This is a genomic window from Actinocrispum sp. NPDC049592 (genome assembly GCF_040675465.1).
Classification (GTDB): domain Bacteria; phylum Actinomycetota; class Actinomycetes; order Mycobacteriales; family Pseudonocardiaceae; genus Kibdelosporangium.
Window position 1 is genome coordinate 14,781 of the sequence record NZ_JBFAPA010000025.1, and the last position, 15,266, is coordinate 30,046.

The following is a 15,266-nucleotide window of genomic DNA, read 5'->3' on the forward strand; positions in this document are numbered from 1 at the left end:
TCAGTTCACCCCTTGTGGTAAATCGTCTTGCCGCGCAACACGGTCCGAACACACTTCGGCAGCTCGCCGTCCAACGAGGGCAGGCCGGGAACACCCGATCGCGGGTCGGTCGACCACCGCTGCACCCGGCTGTCGCTCCCGGCGACCACCAGCTCGCCGGTCTCCCACACCGCGTAGGTGGCCGGAGCGCCGGGCACGAGGGTGCCGGTGACGCCATCGTCCACACCGGAGGCCCGCCATCCGCCACGGGTGTGCGCGGTGAACGCGGCCCGGGCGGACACACCGAAACCGTTGGTGTGGTGGTGAACCGCGGCGCGCACCGATGCCCACGGGTCGACCGGCGTGACCGGTGCGTCCGACCCGAACGCCAGCAGGACGCCGTTGCGGGCGAGCATCGAGAACGGGTTCAGCCCGGTCCCCCGCTCCCCCAGCCGCTGCACGTACATCCCGGACGGGCCGCCCCACAAGGCGTCGAACCGGGGTTGCATGGAGGCCACGACACCCCATGAGCCCAGCAGCGCGCCTTGCTCCCCGGTCACCATCTCCACATGTTCCAGCCGATGCCGCGCGCCCGCGATCGCAGGCACGCCAACGACTTCGGCGGCCTTGGCGAAACCGTCCACAATGGTCGCGACCGCGGCCTCGCCGATGACGTGGAACCCGGCCTGCAGCCCGGCCTGCGTGCACTCGACGACGTGCTCGGCGATCTCCCCCGCGTCGAGGTAGCGGGCGCCGGTGTTGCCGGGGTCGTCGGCGTAGGGCGTGTGCAGTGCGGCGGTCCGAGAGCCCAGGGCGCCGTCCACGAACAAGTCTCCGGCCAGGCCGTGCACACCCAGCTCACGGGCCAGTTCGAACGCGCCCAGCTCGCCCCAATACCCGACGACGTCGGGAAAACCGTCCAGCCGTCCCAGCTCCAGCACCTCGGCGAGGTCCGTGCGACCGGAGATCTCGGGCCCGGCGCATTCGTGCACCGCGGCCACGCCCTGGGCGGCCGCGTGCGTCAGGAACGCGATCCTGGCGGCCTTTCGCTGCCGGCCGGACAGTCCGCGCAGCGCCACGCGGCGGACGATGTGGTGCGCCTCCTGGGACAACGGGCCGCGCTCGTCCCAGCCGGTGGCGCCGCGGGCTTCGGGCGCCTGGGCGATGGTCGCCGAGGACACCAGGGCGGAGTGGACGTCCACGCGGGAGAGGTAGACCTGGCGGCCGTCGGCGACCTGGTCGATCTCCTCGCGGGTCGGCGGGCGCTGCTCGGGCCAGCGCGTCTCGTCCCAGCCGTGGCCCCACACGACGTCTTCGCGGCGGGCGCGGACGGCGTCGAGGCAGGCGTCCAGCGAGGAACAGTGCGACAGATCCAGACCGGTGAGCTGCAGGCCGGCCGCGGTGGTGTGCACGTGTGGGTCGACGAACGCGGGCGCGACGAAGGCGCCGTTGAGCGGCACGACCTCGGCATCCGGGTAGAGCGCCTTCGCCGGGCCGTCCTGGCCGACCCACACCACCACGCCGTCCTCGATCGCCATCGCGGTCGCATCCGGCGCGGACGGGGAATGGATGCGGCCACCCAGCAACAGTGTTCTCCGGCCGGCCGTCATGCCTGTGTTCATAGTGCGGAAGTCTGCCGTTCCCTGGCCTCGAACAGCTCGCGGACCCCCGGCTCGGCGCGGATCAGGTCCAGCGCGAACTCGGCGTGACCAGGCACGTACCCGTTGCCGATGATCATCTCGACGTCCGCGGCCAGCCCTTCGGCGCCCAGCGCCGCGGCGGAGAACGAGGTGGCCATCGAGAAGAACACGATGGTGCCGCCGTCCTTGGTGGCCAGCACCGCGCCGTGCTCACAGCCAGGCACGTCGACACACACGATCGTGACGTCGACCTGACGGTTGACGACCTCGGACACGGCCACCGGGTCGCGTGCGTCGGCGATGACGACCTCGTCGGCGAGGTCGGTCCGCTCCAGCGCCTCGGCCTCTTTCTGGGTCGGGACCAGGGCGATGAGCCGTTCCGCACCGGCCCGGCGGGCGGCGGCCAGCGACAGCGAGCCGGACTTCCCTCCCCCGCCGATCACCAGGACCGATGACGCCCGGTCACGGCGGACCACACGATCGGTCAATGCCGGGGCGCCGCACACGTCCAGCACGGACAGCGCCAGGTGGTCGGGCAGATCGTCGGGCAGGACGGCGGCGATGGAGCGGCCGAACAACACCGCGGTTCCCTTGCAGGGCACCTGCTCGGACGTGCCGTCCCAGTCGGCCAGCGAGTCGGTGATCCGCAGCGGGGTCAGCGTGAGCGAGACGAGGGTGGCGATCCGGTCGCCGGGCTTCAGGCCAAGCGGCGAGTCCGGGCCGGCCTCGCGGACGGTGCCCAGCAGCATGCCACCCGATCCGGTAACAGGGTTGTGCATCTTGCCGCGCCGTTCGACGATCGCCAGCACCGCCGCCCGGACCGCCTCGCCCGAGCCGTGCTGCTCGCGCAGCTGCCGGAACGACGCCGCGTCCAGGTTGAGCCGCTCGACGTCGACGATCACCTCGTCGTGGCCGGGGACCGGGTCGGCGTTGAGCCGGTCGGCCTGCTGCGGCAGCACCCCGACCGGGTCCACAACCCTGTGCAACCCGTAAGCCGACACTCCCGCCTCCTAGATCAGACCGAAAGATTTACGTTGTATTGTCCGTCTGACAGCATATCTTTATGCGACGCTGACGGCGAGGAGTAGAGATGACTGCGATCGACGACATCGACACTGTCGCGACCACCGTCGCGGCAGCTGTCCGGGAGACGGGCGAACAGCCGTACTCCTACGTCCGCCGCGAGCTGGTGGAGCCCGACTGGCGGCGGTTCCCCGGCTGGCGGGACGTCACCGAAGCGCAGTGGCGTGACGCTCAGTGGCAGCGCGTGCACTGTCTGCGCAACATCAAACAGCTGCGCGCGTGCGTCGGCGACCTGCTGGAGGAGCGGTTCTACGAGGACCTGGCGGCCGACCAGGAGCAGCTGGCCACCATGTCGATGCTGCTGCCGCCGCAGATGCTCAACACGATGGCGCCGGACGCGGGCTGCGACCCGGTCAAGTTCACCGCCGCCTTCTACGCCGACCCGGTCCGCCGGTACATGCTGCCGGTGCGCAGCGACCGCGACCCGCGCTGGCCCAACCACCCGTACTCGACGCGGGACTCGCTGCACGAGGCCGAGATGTGGGTCGTCGAGGGGTTGACCCACCGCTACCCGACCAAGGTGCTGGCCGAGTTGCTGTCGACCTGCCCGCAGTACTGCGGGCACTGCACGCGGATGGACCTGGTCGGCAACTCGACCGCCGCGGTGGACAAGCACAAGCTGTCGCTCAAGCCGGTCGACCGGCAGGACCAGATGATCGACTACCTCAAACGCACCCCCGGCGTGCGGGACGTGGTCGTGTCCGGCGGTGACGTGGCGAACGTGCCGTGGCATCAGCTGGAGTCGTTCCTGATGCGGCTGCTGGACATCGAGACCGTGCGCGACATCCGGCTGGCGACCAAGGCGCTGGCGGGCCTGCCGCAGCACTGGATCCAGCCGAAGGTCGTCGAGGGCCTGGAGCGGGTCGCGCGCACCGCGCACCGCCGCGGTGTGAACCTGGCGATCCACACGCACGTCAACCACGCCCAGTCGGTCACTCCCCTGGTCGCCGAGGCCGCGCGGACCGCGTTGGACGTCGGCGTGCGGGACGTGCGCAACCAGGGCGTGCTGATGCGTGGCGTGAACGCGACCCCAGCCGATCTGCTGGACCTTTGCTTTGCCCTGCAAGGGGAAGCCAACATCCTGCCGTACTACTTCTACATGTGCGACATGATCCCGAACGCCGAGCACTGGCGGGTCGCGGTGTGGGAGGCGATGGAGCTGCAGCACGCGATCATGGGCTACCTGCCCGGGTACGCGACCCCGCGGATCGTCTGCGACGTGCCCTACGTGGGCAAGCGCTGGGTGCACCAGGTGCACGAGTACGACCGCGAGCGCGGGATCTCCTACTGGACCAAGAACTACCGCACCGGCATCGAGCTGCACGACCCCGAGGCGCTGGAGCGCCAGTACCCGTACTACGACCCGATCGGCACGCTTCCGGACGCGGGCCAGCACTGGTGGTCCGAACAGGGCTAGCCGAACCGGTGGCGCTGCGACGTTGACGCATGAACTACACGATCTCCGTGCGCCCCACCGGGTGATCACCGAAGAGGCATACGTCGAGGTGTCCGTCGCCGACGGGCACCTCGACGGGCAGAGGGGGTCTACAGTGAGGCGTATCGCCGTGCACGACGGCTGCCCCCGCGTCACACCCTAGACGCGGCAATGAAGGCAGGCGCCACGACACGACCTCGCCCGGACGGTCCACTTTAGACAGTTACCCGAGTTCTCCGCGATCGGGCCGGCGCGGCGTGCTGCGCGACGGCCGCAGCAGCGTGAGGCGATCGCGGTCCGGGCGGTGGACGCCGTAGGCCTGCGGTTGTGGCGTTGCTCGGGTGAGCGCTTCCCCATCGTCGCGATGGGTGTGGTGCTGGCAGGGGTGTCCACTGCGGTCGTCACCGCCGGGATCGCCTGGCCGGCAAGGTCTCCGGTGCACCGCGCGCGGACCGTCCACCGTGGAGCGATCAGGACCTGATGGCGTACCTGGTCAGGCTTTCGGCCAGCCGCAACCGGTTCGGCTCGCTCACCGCGGCCGTGGCGAGCGGCTCGATGCCGTCCTCGGCGAGCGCGTCGGTGACGAACTGGGCCACCGCTTGCGGTTCCGGCACTGAGTCGCCGCCGAGACGGGCCAGCACCATCGCGGGCTCGGCCGGGCCGGTCTCCAGCGACACGGTCCAGCCCATGCGCTCACACCACACCAGCATCAGGTCCCGGCCGGGGCGCCCCGGCCACTTGCGATCCAGCGCCAGATATGCGGTGGCCGTATCACTGACCTCGAAGGACGTGCCCTCCTCGGGGACGCCGATCGCCTTCGCCACCGCGCTCAGATAGCCTGCCAGCCCTCGGCACAACGCCTGCACAGCCTCGTCGGACTGCCACGGTTCGGTGATGAGTGGTTCGGTGATGAGCGCGGCTCCCTGCCTCGGTGTCCCCTTCTCCCAGCCACAGTCCGAGCTGCCCACACCATGCGTCCGATGCGGGCAGCCCGGCCGGCAGCAGCTCGCGCAGGCTTCCGGATCGCTCGGCACACCCCCTGGGCGGGCGCCGGCGGCTTCATCCACGTGGGGGGATACTCAGCCGCGGCCGCTCGATGACCACGATGGCCGGTGGGGTAGTGGTTCTCGCGAACAAACCGGCGATACGCGCCGCCGCTTCCGGCCGTCAGGACCGGTCTGCGAGCCGGGGCCACCGGTTCCAACACCGGCCGGGTGACACCCCGACCAGGACTACAGTACCCCACTTCACCGGCCAGGCCAGATCCGCGACGCCGGCGTCCGGGTGGCGTAGGGTTGCCCGATGGCCACACCGCCCGACGGTCCTGTGCTCGGCCCCACCCTGGCCGAGTGGTTCAAGGCCCGCGACGAGACCCGCCGGCACCTGGAGGCCTCGCAGGCCCCGGTGGACGAGGAATGGGTCCAGCGGCTGGCCGATCTGCTGGCGACCGAGCGGTCCTGGCAGGACCAGTACACCGAACTGCTGGCCCTGGGCCGGACGGACGGGAAGTTCCCCCGGTCGCAGCGGTGAGAGGTGCTTCGGCGACGCCATCGTCCCGGCCATGCCGTAGTGTCGGAGCCATCGAGGTACTTCGCATGTCCCCGCCGCGCCCGTTTCGCGCCCGGCCGGGTCTCCCTAGTTCCCCGCGCGATCGCGGCTGACGCCGTCCGCTACGTCACGTACGCCGACATCGAGACGAGTACCGCATGACCGTAGCCACCCCGCCCAAACCCATCCTGTCCGAGCGTGCCTCGCTGGCCGAGCTGGTCACCATCCGGGCATTCCTGATCATCCCGTTCGCCGCGTTGCTCGCGGCGGTACCGCTGGTATGGGGCTGGGGCATCAGCTGGGCGGCGATCGCCATCGCGGCGGTCTTCTACACGGTGTCCTCCTTGGGCATCACCGTGGGCTATCACCGGTACTTCACGCACGGCGCGTTCAAGGCACACCGTCCACTTCGGATCGCGCTGGCCATCGCGGGCAGCCTCGCCGCGCAGGGACCGGTGATCGGCTGGGTCGCCGACCACCGCCGCCACCACGCGTTCTCCGACCGGGAGGGCGACCCGCACTCGCCGTGGCTGTTCGGCACGTCGCCGCTGGCGCTGGCGAAGGGGTTCTGGCACGCGCACATGGGCTGGCTGTTCGGCCGGGACCGGACCAACATCGACCGGTTCGCGCCGGATCTGGCCGCCGATCGCGCGATCCGGGTGGTGGACCGGCTCTTCCCACTGTGGGTCACGCTGAGTGTGCTGCTGCCCGCGGTTCTGGGCGGGGTGATCACACTGTCCTGGTGGGGTGCGCTGACCGGGTTCCTCTGGGCCGGGCTGGCCCGGGTGGCCTTCCAGCACCACGTGACCTGGTCGGTGAACTCCATCTGCCACATGATCGGCACGCGGCCGTTCGCCAGCCGCGACCGGTCGGCGAACTTCTGGCCGCTGGCGATCCTGTCGATGGGCGAGTCCTGGCACAACTCGCACCACGCGGACCCGACGTCCGCCCGGCACGGCGTGCTGCGCGGCCAGATCGACATCTCCGCCCGGCTGATCTGGCTGTTCGAGAAGCTGGGCTGGGCTTGGAGCGTCCGCTGGCCGGCCGCGCCGCGGCTGGCCCGGCTGGCGCGCCGCGAATCGGAGGTAGCGTGATGACCACCCGGCACCCGAACCCGGACACCGGCACGCAGCGGCTGGCCGACGCCCGCGCGGCCCGGCTGCGTGACGAGGACGTCCAGCGTGACCAGGCCACCCGCGCGGTGGACAGCCACGCCACCGACCAGGAGGACCGGGCGATGCTGATGGCCATGCTGGGCCTGGACGCCCAGCCGGTGGGTGACCGCCTGGCCGGTGCTCCCCGGCCGATCAACTGACGGTCCACAAAGGACTGACAGCCGCGCGCCGCCGGATGTTCACGTGCCGGACGGGTACCGGCGGGCAGATGAACACGCCGGACCGCGATAGTGTGCGGCAGTCCGAACACGTGCTCATGCTTCCTGCCCGCGGAAACACGGTCACACGCGCCCGGCGGCCCAGGCGGCCCGTCCTGTCCGCAGAACACCGGCGGGCAGGTACCTCCCCTGGACTCTCCCCTCCCCCGGAAAGCGCGGACACCCATGACCTCGACTGATGTCTCCGATCCCGCCCGCCCGGCACCGGGCAGCGACTTCGCCCGGCTGGCCAGGCTGATCGGCGGCGCCGGCCTGTTCGACCGGCGGATCGGGTACTACACGGCCCGGATGACCGTGAACGCGCTGCTGCTCGCGGCAGGTGTGGTGGCGTTCGCGCTGCTGGGCGAGTCCTGGTGGCAGCTGCTGGTCGCGGCGTTCCTGGCCGTGGTGTTCACGCAGTTCGCGTTCGTCGGCCACGACGCGGGCCATGGGCAGATCTTCCGGACCCGCAGGACGAACAACGTGATCGGCTACCTGCACGGCGGGATCACCGGGCTCAGCTTCCAGTGGTGGGTGGCGAAGCACAACGCGCACCACGCGCACCCCAACCACGAGGGCCACGACCCGGACGTGGACATCACGGCGCTGGCCTTCAGCCGCGAGCAGTCCGGCGGCAAGCAGGGCGTCCTGCGCTGGGTCGCCAAGTACCAGGCGTTCCTGTTCTTCCCGCTGCTGATGGCCGAGGCGGTCATGCTGCGGGTCGCCGGGTTCCAGGCGGTGCTCAACCGCGAGGTCCGCCGTCCGGTGCTGGAAGCGGTGCTGCTCACGGTGCCGTGCCTGGGCTACCTGGCCGCCCTGTTCATCGTGTTACCGCCGGGGCAGGCGGTGCTGTTCATCGTGGTGCACCAGGCAGTGATGGGCGTGTACCTCGGTTGTTCGTTCGCACCGAACCACAAGGGCATGCCGCTGCTCAGCCCGGCCGAGCAGCTGGACCCGCTGCGGCGGCAGGTGCTCACCTCGCGTAACATCGTCGGCGGCCGCTGGGTGGACACTCTTTTCGGTGGCCTGAACATGCAGATCGAGCACCACCTGTTCCCGCACATGCCCCGGCCGAACCTGCGCCGCGCCCGCCCGATCGTGCGGGAGTTCTGCGCACAGCACGGCATTTCCTACAGCCAGTGCGGAATCATCGCGTCCTACGCCATCGTTCTGCGGCACCTGCACGACGCCGGTGCACCGCTGCGGCGGCCGCGCACGGCGGCCTGACCGCCGCAAGTCCAGGAAGGACAACCACCATCACCGACTACGACCTGTTCAGCCATCGCCAGGCCAGCGAACCGGCCGAACCGGGTGACCCGCCCGTGTTCCCGGAGAACCTGTTCCGGGAACCGGGTGACCCCGTCGAGGAACCGCCGCCCGCGCACAGCGAACCCGCGGCGCCACCACGGCACCCCGGGTTCAGCGGTCAGGACTGAGTCAGCGCGGCTCGGCGGTGTGCAGGATCTGCTCGGTGGTGGCCCCGTAGGCGCGGGTGTCCGGCGGGACGATGAGCAGCACCCTGCTCCCCCAGGTCTGGCCCGACACCCGCACGGTGTGCGGGTCGATCGAGTGGAACCCGTCGAGCCGGACCGTCTCGCTGTCGACCACCAGGCACCACGGCCCGGGGCCCCAGGCGTCCAGGTTGTACGTCAGCCGGGTGACCGGGCCCAGGCACATGGCCAGCCCGGCGATCACCGCCGGGAACTCAGCCAGCGGGTCCATCGAATACGGCCACCAAGCGCCATCGACCGCGCCCGTCCGTGCCACCCGCGGCGTCAGACTCAGTCGCAGCGAATGGCGGCGGGCCGGCGGTGAGGTGAGCAGATACGGTTGCAGGCCGGTTGGCATGCCAGTGTCCCCTCCCTGGCCGGGAGCCACCGACTCTACGCCTGCCAGGCAACCCGGGCAGCACTGGAATCACTCGGTTGGGTGAACGTTGGTCAACGCCTGATCGAGATCGGCCCACAGGTCCTCGACGTCCTCCAGGCCGACGGCGATCCGGATCAGCCGGTCGCTGATGCCGGCGTCGGCCCGCTGGCCGGCGTCCATGATGTGGTGGGTCAGCGCGGCGGGGATCTGGATCAGGCTGTCCACGCCGCCGAGGCTGACCGCCGGGGTGAACAGGCGGACCCGGTCCAGCACGTCGTGCGGGTCGCCGGGGACCTCGATGGACACCAGCGCGCCGCCGGTCCTTTGTGGATAGAACACCGCGGACACGCCGGGGTGCGCCGCCAACCGGCCGGCGAGGGTTTTCGCCGTCTGTGACGCCGTTTTCACCCGGATGGGCAGTGTTGAGAGGCCGCGCAGCAGCAGGTAGCCCGCGAGCGGGTGCAGGATGCCGCCGGTGGCGAACCGGATCTGGCGCAGCGTGCGGGCGGTTTGCTCGTCGCAGGCGATCACGCCGCCGACGACGTCACCGTGGCCGCCGAGGAACTTGGTGGCGCTGTGCATGACCATGCTCGCGCCGAGTTCGGCCGGGCGTTGCAGGATCGGCGTGGCGAAGGTGTTGTCCACCAGCAAGGGCACGTCCCCGCAGGCGTCCGCGATCGCCCGGATGTCGTGTTCTTCCAGGGTCGGGTTGGCCGGGGACTCGACGATGACCAGACCGGTGTCGTTGCGCAGCGCCGTCTCGATCTTGTCCGGGGTGGTCCAGGTGATGGACGTGCCCAGCAGGCCCGATTCGAGCAGGTGGTCGGTTGTGCCGTAGAGCGGGCGGATGCCGGCGATGTGCGGCTTGCCCCGGGCGGCCGCGGCGAGCAGGCACGCTGACAGGGCGGCCATCCCGCTCGCGAACGCCACCGCCGCCTCGCAGCCTTCGAGGTCTGCCAGCGCGGTCTCGAAGCGGGCCACGGTCGGGTTGCCGAGGCGGCCGTAGATCGGCGGGCCGCCGTCGGAGGCGCCTGTGCCCAGGATCTCCAGGCGGGCGGCCTCGCCGCGGGTGTCGAGGTTGGGGTAGGTCGTCGACAGGTCGATGGGGGCCACGTGCAGGCCGAGTCCGGCGAGGTCCGCACGGCCGGCGTGCACGGCTCGGGTGTTCAGGTTCATGTCCCGAAGTCTGGGCTCCGCCCGGTTCCACGCCGAAAAATCCGCACGATGTTCGGTGCTGGGGGTAAATCGTGTTCCTGGATTCGGCGTGGGTTCGCCGTTCGGGTGACCGGCGGAACGGGGTTCGGCTCACTCCTGGAACGGCAGCACCGGGCCGCCCTGCCAGGTGCCGAAGATCAGGTGGGTCTGCACGCGGCCGATCTCCCGGCGCGCGGTGAACTGGTCGAGCACGAGCCGTTGCAGGTCCGAGGTGCCGCCGCAGCTGACGTGCACGATGAAGTCGTCGGCACCGGTTACATGGTGCACGGCACGGGTTTCCGGCAGCGACAGCACATGCGCGACGAAGGCGTCCGCCACTCCCCTGGAGTGCGGCTGGACCTGGACGGCCAGCAGCGCGTCCACCGTGCGCCCCACCGCCGCGGCGTCCACATCCGCCCGGTACCCGGTGATCACCCCGGCCCGCCGCAGCCGCGCCACCCGGTCCAGGCACGTCGACGGCGCCACCCCCACCTTGGCCGCCAGTTCCTTGTTGGCGATCCGCCCGTCGGTCTGCAGAATCCGCAGAATCGCCACATCCACCGAATCGAAGCCGACATCATCTCGCATCGCCCGAACATATACCGGGATTACCGGGTTCTCCCGCCATTGCGCACGAGCGGGTGATGGATCGCGGTGAGCGACCGATTTGTCACCCTCCGCAGCAATGTTATCCATTCGTGATCTTCGGGCGGCGTTCTCGCACGTCGCGCGTCTTGGCGGAACGGGTGACCGGCCAAGCGGGGCGCCCGATCGCGACAACCCGCGCAGCGCGCGCACCGCCGTCCGGCGCAACGGCGTCCACATAGGATGATCCCGGGCGGGTTTTGGCGGAGTAACAAGGTTTTCCGTAGATCGATCAGGTCGGCTATGAATGAACCAGGAGCGGAGCCGCCAGATCCGCCGAACACTTCCGAACCACTGGGCGACCTCACGGCGGTCGCCGCGATCCACGCCGCGGTCGAGCAGCTGGCCGCGGTGACCGGCCGGCAGCCGGAAGGCGCCACCGGGGTCAAGCCCGGCCCCGGCGGTGGCTGGTCGGTGCTGGTCGATGTCGTTGAGCTGGAACGGATCCCGGCGGCCACCAGCGTGCTGGCCACCTACCGCGTCGATGTCGACCGGCAGGGCGCGCTGGTGTCGTGCGAACGGCTGCGCCGCTACACCCGTGGTACGACCGACCGGTAAAGGTGTCCACAGTGGAGAGTAGATCGAGCTCGCTCGCCGACGTGCTGGAGCGGGTGCTGGACAAGGGCATCGTGGTGGCCGGGGACATCGCGGTGAACGTGGTGGACATCGAGCTGCTGACGTTGCGGGTGCGGCTGTTCATCGCGTCCGCCCAGACCGCCAAGGAGCTGGGCATGGACTGGTGGACCGGCGACCCGTTCTTCGCCCCGCACAGCGCCCGGCCCGCCGTCGAGAGTGGCCTGGCCGAGGAGAACACCCTGCTGCGGCAGAAGATCGCCGACCTGGAGCGGGCGTTGGGGGACCAGTCATGACCGGCCGGATCCAGGACCTGGCCGCCGAGCACGCGTCGCACGTGCTCGCGCAGGCGCTGCCGGCCGCGATCGCCCAGGCCACGACGGAGCTCACCGCGTTGCTGGCCAAGGCGATCGTGGCCGAGGCGACCCGTGCCCAGGGCGAGACCGGGTTGTGCGCCTATGCGATCACGCGCACGCATGACTGGGATCCGGCCGCGATGCCGGATCTGCATGCCGCAGCCCCGCCCCGGTTGATCACCCGCAACGGGCTCGGCCTGGTCGCGACCGACGTGTCGCTGTCGCTGTTCAGCGGCCTGGAGGCGAAGACCAGCGAGGACAGCCCGCTGGCCACCCTCGCGCGGGAACACGACGCGGTCGTGCGGGCCGTGTTCGAGCGCGCACCGGTGCTGCCGCTGCGGTTCGGCACGATCGTGGCCGGGGAGCAGGCGGCACACCAGCTGCTCGACACCCGCCACAACGAGCTGCTGGAACGGCTGGCCCTGGTGGCCGGGCACCGGGAATGGGGCGTGCGGGTGCGCTACGAACCGCCGGCCGAGGAGCCGGTCGAGGGCCTGTCCGGAACGGACTACCTGCGCATGCGCCAGCAGACCCTGGCCGGCGGAACGGAGGTCACGCAGGCGGCGAAGTCGTTGCACACCAAGCTTTCCCAGCACGCCAGCGACGTCACGTGCCACGACGACACCGTGCTGGACGCCGCCTACCTGGTGGCCGTCGAGCAGGAGGACGCGTTCCGCACCGAGGCCGCCGCGCTCACCGCGCACCTGGTGGACCTCGGCGCGACCGTGCACGCCACCGGGCCGTGGCCGCCGTACTCGTTCACCCGGCTCGAACTGGCGGTGTCCGGATGACCAACGCGCTCGCCGACGTGCTGGACCGGGTGATCGGCCGGGGTGCGGTGATCACCGGTGACGTGATCATCACCCTGGCCGGGATCGACCTGGTCCGGCTGGACCTGCGGCTGCTGCTGATCGCCGTCGAGGACGTGCTCCCGTGACCGCCCGCCTGCCCGCCGACGCCGGCCGCAGCCTCGGCCGGCTGGTGGTCGCGGTGCTCGAACTGCTGCAGGACGTCATCGAACGGCAGGCGATCCGGCGGATGGCGTCGCTGTCCGCCGAGGAGGTGGAACGGCTCGGCCTGGCGCTGATCGCCGTCCGCCTCCAGTTCGCCGAGCTGCGGGCCGTGCTCGAACCACCGCCTGACGAAAGGATCGTGCCGTGACCGCCCCCGTCACGCCCGGCGGACTCGCCGAGACGCTGAACATCCTGCTGGACAAGGGACTCGTCATCGACGCCACGGTGCGCGTGTCGGTGATCGGCATCGAGATCCTGACCATCGAGGCCAAGATCGTGATCGCCAGCGTGGACACCTACATCCGGTACCTGGAGGCCATGCACCGCCTGGACCTCACCAGACGCACCGCGACCACCATCCCGCCGCCGGGGACCCAAGGCCTGCTCGGCACGCACGGCCTGCTGCCGATGGCCGTGCCGGTTCCCATCGCGCCGCCGAACCCGGCCGCGGTCCCGTTGGAGAACGAACTCGAGTGACCCTGCACGTCCACGGCATTGTGGCCGCCGGGCATCCGCTCCCTGCGAACAGCCCACTGCGGCTCGTGGTGTGGCAGGACCTGGCCGCCGCGGTGACTTCCGTGCCGCCGGGCCGGTCGGTCGCCGCCGACAGCCTGCCGCACCTGGAGCTGCTGTGCGCGTTGGTACGCGATGGACCCGTTGTGCCGCTGAGGCTTGGCACCCTCGCCGACGACGAGGACGCCGTCCGCGCCGATGTGCTTCGCGCCGGTGCGGCTCGGCTGCGGTTCCAGCTGCAGCGGCTGGCCGGAGTGGTCGAGGTGCACGTCTACGTGCGTTCCAGCTGGGGCGTCGGTTCGCTGGCCGCGCTGGCGGAAGACACCGCCGTTCTGCCCTCCGACCACGCCTCGCACCGCCGCGCCTACCTGATCGCGCGGGAGAACCTGTCCGTGGCGCGGGCCGCAGTGGCCGAAATGGACGCTGCGACGTTCGTCGGCCCGTTGCCCGCGTTCAGCTTCCTCGACACGCCATCACGGTGGGGGTGGTGATACCGCCGCGACGGGAAGGTGCACCCTGGACACTGTGTCGTCCCGATCAGCGGAGGGTCCAAGGAATGACCGGACACGTCCCAGCGGCGATCAGCAGCACTGAAAGAGTCCGTCTGGCTGTCTACCACGGCTTCGCGGGCACTGGCCGTGCGCCGGACGTACCGGAACTGGCCGCGCTCACCGGCCTGGCCCACGACCACGTCCGCCGGGAGTTGCGCAGCCTGCACGCAAGCCACGACCTGGTCCTGGACGCCCAGGACAACGACCGCATCGTGATGGCCCATCCCTTCGCGTCCGTGCCGCTCGGCTTCTCCGTGATGGGCGCACACACCCTGTGGTGGGGTGGGTGTGCCTGGGATTCGTTCGCCATGCCGCACCTGCTCCGGGACGAGCCCGACGTTCTGGTCGCCACCCGCTGCCCGGCCTGTGACACCCCGCACGCGTGGGTGGTCGGGCGAGGCGCACCGCCGCCCGGTGGCCAGGTGGCCCACTTCCTGACGCCCATGCGCCACGTCTGGGACGATGTCGTACGCAGCTGTGGCAATCAGCGCATGTTCTGCTCGGCCGGCTGCGTCGACAGCTGGCTGCGGCAGACGGGTCAGCAACGCGGTTACGTCATGGATCTGGACACGCTGTGGCGGTTCGCCAGCGACTGGTACACCGGACGTCTGGACCCAGGCTACATCCGTCGCGATCCCGCCTCCGCCACCGCCTACTTCGCGGGGGTCGGCCTGCGTGGCTCCTTCTGGGGGCTGCCGGACACAGTGGACTGACGCCCAGAGCATGACCTCTGGCGTAATCGACGGGCCGCGAGTGCGCCGACATGCTTGTGCCATGACCGAATACCAGAACATCGCACAGCGGTACATCGACAGCTGGAACGAGACCGACGACGCCAAGCGGCGGTTGCTCGTGGACGAGCTGTACACAGAGGACGCCGCGTTCACCGACCCGCTGGCCGACATCACCGGGCCCGAGGCGATCGACCAGCTGATGGCCGGCGCGCAGGGGCAGTTCGCCGGGCTGGAGTTCAGCCTCGGGCCGGTCGACGGCCATCACGACCAGGCGCGGTTCACCTGGTTCCTCGGCGCACCAGGCGCCGAACCCATCGTGGTGGGGTTCGACGTGATCGTGCTGGCCGACCAGAAGATCAAGCGGGTCTACGGGTTCCTGGACAAGGTCCCGGCCTAGTGCGCGGCTAGCACCAGGACCAGCCCGACCGCGGCGGGCAAGGCCTGGACGAAGATGATCCGCTTGGACGCGGTGGCCGCACCGTAGAGCCCGGCGATGATCACGCAGATCAGGAAGAACACGGAGAAGCTGTAGCCGGTGGGCCCACCGGCGATCAGCGCCCACACCAGCCCCGCCGCCAGGAAACCGTTGTACAGCCCCTGGTTGGCCGCCAGCGTCACGGTCTTCTCGGCCAGGTCGGGATCGATGCCGAACGCCTTGCGGGTGCGCGGCGTGTTCCACAGGAACATCTCCAGCACCAGGATGTACGCGTGGATAGCGGCCACCAGGCCGATCACGATGTTCGCGGCAACCTGCATCGACG

General features: G+C 70.3%; 21 protein-coding genes. 14 read left to right on the plus strand and 7 right to left on the minus strand.

Annotated features, from left to right (window positions below; translation table 11 throughout):
• Nucleotides 1-5: 5 nt before the first annotated feature.
• On the minus strand, nt 6-1,589 hold the full coding sequence (locus tag AB0J95_RS45000) for an amidohydrolase (RefSeq protein ID WP_364772016.1): 1,584 nt from the start codon (nt 1,587-1,589) through the stop codon (nt 6-8).
• Between the two features lie 8 nt (nt 1,590-1,597).
• Nucleotides 1,598-2,620 carry an L-erythro-3,5-diaminohexanoate dehydrogenase gene (locus AB0J95_RS45005; RefSeq protein WP_364772018.1) on the minus strand — a complete coding sequence of 341 codons (1,023 nt, stop codon included), beginning with the start codon at nt 2,618-2,620 and terminating at the stop codon, nt 1,598-1,600.
• An 89-nt stretch (nt 2,621-2,709) separates the two neighbouring features.
• On the opposite strand from AB0J95_RS45005, the gene AB0J95_RS45010 reads away from it, so the two are divergent.
• Nucleotides 2,710-4,119 carry a lysine 2,3-aminomutase gene (locus AB0J95_RS45010; RefSeq protein WP_364772020.1) on the plus strand — a complete coding sequence of 470 codons (1,410 nt, stop codon included), beginning with the start codon at nt 2,710-2,712 and terminating at the stop codon, nt 4,117-4,119.
• Nucleotides 4,120-4,607: 488 nt separating this feature from the next.
• On the opposite strand, the gene AB0J95_RS45015 is transcribed toward AB0J95_RS45010, so the two are convergent.
• Entirely contained in the window at nt 4,608-5,105 is a 498-nt protein-coding gene (locus AB0J95_RS45015; protein ID WP_364772022.1) for a DUF6292 family protein, read from the minus strand.
• A 334-nt stretch (nt 5,106-5,439) separates the two neighbouring features.
• Between AB0J95_RS45015 and AB0J95_RS45020 the strand changes: the two genes are divergently transcribed.
• From AB0J95_RS45020 to AB0J95_RS45035, 4 genes are all read left to right on the plus strand, one after another.
• Entirely contained in the window at nt 5,440-5,667 is a 228-nt protein-coding gene (locus tag AB0J95_RS45020) for a hypothetical protein (protein ID WP_364772024.1), read from the plus strand.
• A 176-nt stretch (nt 5,668-5,843) separates the two neighbouring features.
• Entirely contained in the window at nt 5,844-6,779 is a 936-nt protein-coding gene (locus tag AB0J95_RS45025) for an acyl-CoA desaturase (RefSeq protein ID WP_364772026.1), read from the plus strand.
• Complete coding sequence (locus AB0J95_RS45030) at nt 6,779-7,000, plus strand: hypothetical protein (protein WP_364772028.1); 222 nt, start codon at nt 6,779-6,781, stop codon at nt 6,998-7,000. Before AB0J95_RS45025 ends, AB0J95_RS45030 begins: the two co-directional genes overlap by 1 nt.
• Nucleotides 7,001-7,243: 243 nt before the next feature.
• Complete coding sequence (locus AB0J95_RS45035; RefSeq protein ID WP_364772030.1) at nt 7,244-8,284, plus strand: acyl-CoA desaturase; 1,041 nt, start codon at nt 7,244-7,246, stop codon at nt 8,282-8,284.
• A gap of 210 nt (nt 8,285-8,494) precedes the next feature.
• Here AB0J95_RS45035 and AB0J95_RS45040 read toward each other — a convergent pair whose 3' ends face one another.
• The 3 genes from AB0J95_RS45040 to AB0J95_RS45050 form a co-directional block, all read right to left on the minus strand.
• The gene (locus AB0J95_RS45040) at nt 8,495-8,905 is read right to left on the minus strand and encodes a DUF5994 family protein (protein ID WP_364772032.1); all 411 of its coding nucleotides are present in this window, start codon (nt 8,903-8,905) and stop codon (nt 8,495-8,497) included.
• 69 nt (nt 8,906-8,974) lie between these two features.
• Nucleotides 8,975-10,102 (minus strand): aminotransferase class I/II-fold pyridoxal phosphate-dependent enzyme, encoded by a 1,128-nt coding sequence (locus tag AB0J95_RS45045; protein ID WP_364772034.1) that lies wholly within the window; start codon nt 10,100-10,102, stop codon nt 8,975-8,977.
• 129 nt (nt 10,103-10,231) lie between these two features.
• A complete protein-coding gene (locus AB0J95_RS45050) occupies nt 10,232-10,708 on the minus strand; it encodes an Lrp/AsnC family transcriptional regulator (RefSeq protein WP_364772036.1) in 477 nt (158 codons plus the stop codon).
• 300 nt (nt 10,709-11,008) lie between these two features.
• Between AB0J95_RS45050 and gvpO the strand changes: the two genes are divergently transcribed.
• The 9 genes from gvpO to AB0J95_RS45095 all read left to right on the plus strand — a co-directional run bounded on the left by gvpO (nt 11,009) and on the right by AB0J95_RS45095 (nt 14,902).
• Complete coding sequence (gvpO, locus tag AB0J95_RS45055) at nt 11,009-11,323, plus strand: gas vesicle protein GvpO (protein WP_364772038.1); 315 nt, start codon at nt 11,009-11,011, stop codon at nt 11,321-11,323.
• A gap of 11 nt (nt 11,324-11,334) precedes the next feature.
• Nucleotides 11,335-11,634, plus strand: coding sequence for a gas vesicle protein (locus AB0J95_RS45060; protein ID WP_364772040.1), 300 nt, complete (start codon nt 11,335-11,337; stop codon nt 11,632-11,634).
• The gene (locus AB0J95_RS45065) at nt 11,631-12,485 is read left to right on the plus strand and encodes a GvpL/GvpF family gas vesicle protein (RefSeq protein WP_364772042.1); all 855 of its coding nucleotides are present in this window, start codon (nt 11,631-11,633) and stop codon (nt 12,483-12,485) included. Before AB0J95_RS45060 ends, AB0J95_RS45065 begins: the two co-directional genes overlap by 4 nt.
• The gene (gene gvpJ, locus AB0J95_RS45070; RefSeq protein ID WP_364772044.1) at nt 12,482-12,631 is read left to right on the plus strand and encodes a gas vesicle protein GvpJ; all 150 of its coding nucleotides are present in this window, start codon (nt 12,482-12,484) and stop codon (nt 12,629-12,631) included. The genes AB0J95_RS45065 and gvpJ (AB0J95_RS45070) overlap by 4 nt, the downstream gene beginning before the upstream one ends.
• On the plus strand, nt 12,628-12,855 hold the full coding sequence (gene gvpK, locus AB0J95_RS45075; protein WP_364772046.1) for a gas vesicle protein GvpK: 228 nt from the start codon (nt 12,628-12,630) through the stop codon (nt 12,853-12,855). The genes gvpJ (AB0J95_RS45070) and gvpK overlap by 4 nt, the downstream gene beginning before the upstream one ends.
• Nucleotides 12,852-13,184, plus strand: a complete 333-nt coding sequence (gene gvpJ, locus AB0J95_RS45080) for a gas vesicle protein GvpJ (RefSeq protein WP_364772048.1) — start codon at nt 12,852-12,854, stop codon at nt 13,182-13,184. Before gvpK ends, gvpJ (AB0J95_RS45080) begins: the two co-directional genes overlap by 4 nt.
• Complete coding sequence (locus AB0J95_RS45085) at nt 13,181-13,711, plus strand: GvpL/GvpF family gas vesicle protein (RefSeq protein WP_364772050.1); 531 nt, start codon at nt 13,181-13,183, stop codon at nt 13,709-13,711. The genes gvpJ (AB0J95_RS45080) and AB0J95_RS45085 overlap by 4 nt, the downstream gene beginning before the upstream one ends.
• A 65-nt stretch (nt 13,712-13,776) precedes the next feature.
• Nucleotides 13,777-14,484 carry an organomercurial lyase gene (merB, locus tag AB0J95_RS45090; RefSeq protein WP_364772052.1) on the plus strand — a complete coding sequence of 236 codons (708 nt, stop codon included), beginning with the start codon at nt 13,777-13,779 and terminating at the stop codon, nt 14,482-14,484.
• 61 nt (nt 14,485-14,545) lie between these two features.
• Complete coding sequence (locus tag AB0J95_RS45095) at nt 14,546-14,902, plus strand: nuclear transport factor 2 family protein (RefSeq protein WP_364772053.1); 357 nt, start codon at nt 14,546-14,548, stop codon at nt 14,900-14,902.
• Here AB0J95_RS45095 and AB0J95_RS45100 read toward each other — a convergent pair.
• The gene (locus tag AB0J95_RS45100) at nt 14,899-15,261 is read right to left on the minus strand and encodes a DUF1304 domain-containing protein (RefSeq protein WP_364772055.1); all 363 of its coding nucleotides are present in this window, start codon (nt 15,259-15,261) and stop codon (nt 14,899-14,901) included. The genes AB0J95_RS45095 and AB0J95_RS45100 overlap by 4 nt on opposite strands.
• Nucleotides 15,262-15,266: the final 5 nt, after the last annotated feature.

Bases quoted from the DNA above. Each gene is read 5' to 3' on its own strand.
- AB0J95_RS45045 (WP_364772034.1), bottom strand. From the start codon at position 10,102: ATGAACCTGAACACCCGAGCCGTGCACGCCGGCCGTGCGGACCTCGCC.
- AB0J95_RS45035 (WP_364772030.1), top strand. From the start codon at position 7,244: ATGACCTCGACTGATGTCTCCGATCCCGCCCGCCCGGCACCGGGCAGC.
- gvpO (WP_364772038.1), top strand. From the start codon at position 11,009: ATGAATGAACCAGGAGCGGAGCCGCCAGATCCGCCGAACACTTCCGAA.
- AB0J95_RS45025 (WP_364772026.1), top strand. From the start codon at position 5,844: ATGACCGTAGCCACCCCGCCCAAACCCATCCTGTCCGAGCGTGCCTCG.
- AB0J95_RS45010 (WP_364772020.1), top strand. From the start codon at position 2,710: ATGACTGCGATCGACGACATCGACACTGTCGCGACCACCGTCGCGGCA.
- AB0J95_RS45100 (WP_364772055.1), bottom strand. From the start codon at position 15,261: ATGCAGGTTGCCGCGAACATCGTGATCGGCCTGGTGGCCGCTATCCAC.
- AB0J95_RS45095 (WP_364772053.1), top strand. From the start codon at position 14,546: ATGACCGAATACCAGAACATCGCACAGCGGTACATCGACAGCTGGAAC.
- AB0J95_RS45065 (WP_364772042.1), top strand. From the start codon at position 11,631: ATGACCGGCCGGATCCAGGACCTGGCCGCCGAGCACGCGTCGCACGTG.
- AB0J95_RS45000 (WP_364772016.1), bottom strand. From the start codon at position 1,589: ATGACGGCCGGCCGGAGAACACTGTTGCTGGGTGGCCGCATCCATTCC.
- AB0J95_RS45050 (WP_364772036.1), bottom strand. From the start codon at position 10,708: ATGCGAGATGATGTCGGCTTCGATTCGGTGGATGTGGCGATTCTGCGG.
- merB (WP_364772052.1), top strand. From the start codon at position 13,777: ATGACCGGACACGTCCCAGCGGCGATCAGCAGCACTGAAAGAGTCCGT.
- AB0J95_RS45030 (WP_364772028.1), top strand. From the start codon at position 6,779: ATGACCACCCGGCACCCGAACCCGGACACCGGCACGCAGCGGCTGGCC.
- AB0J95_RS45040 (WP_364772032.1), bottom strand. From the start codon at position 8,905: ATGCCAACCGGCCTGCAACCGTATCTGCTCACCTCACCGCCGGCCCGC.
- gvpJ (WP_364772044.1), top strand. From the start codon at position 12,482: ATGACCAACGCGCTCGCCGACGTGCTGGACCGGGTGATCGGCCGGGGT.
- AB0J95_RS45020 (WP_364772024.1), top strand. From the start codon at position 5,440: ATGGCCACACCGCCCGACGGTCCTGTGCTCGGCCCCACCCTGGCCGAG.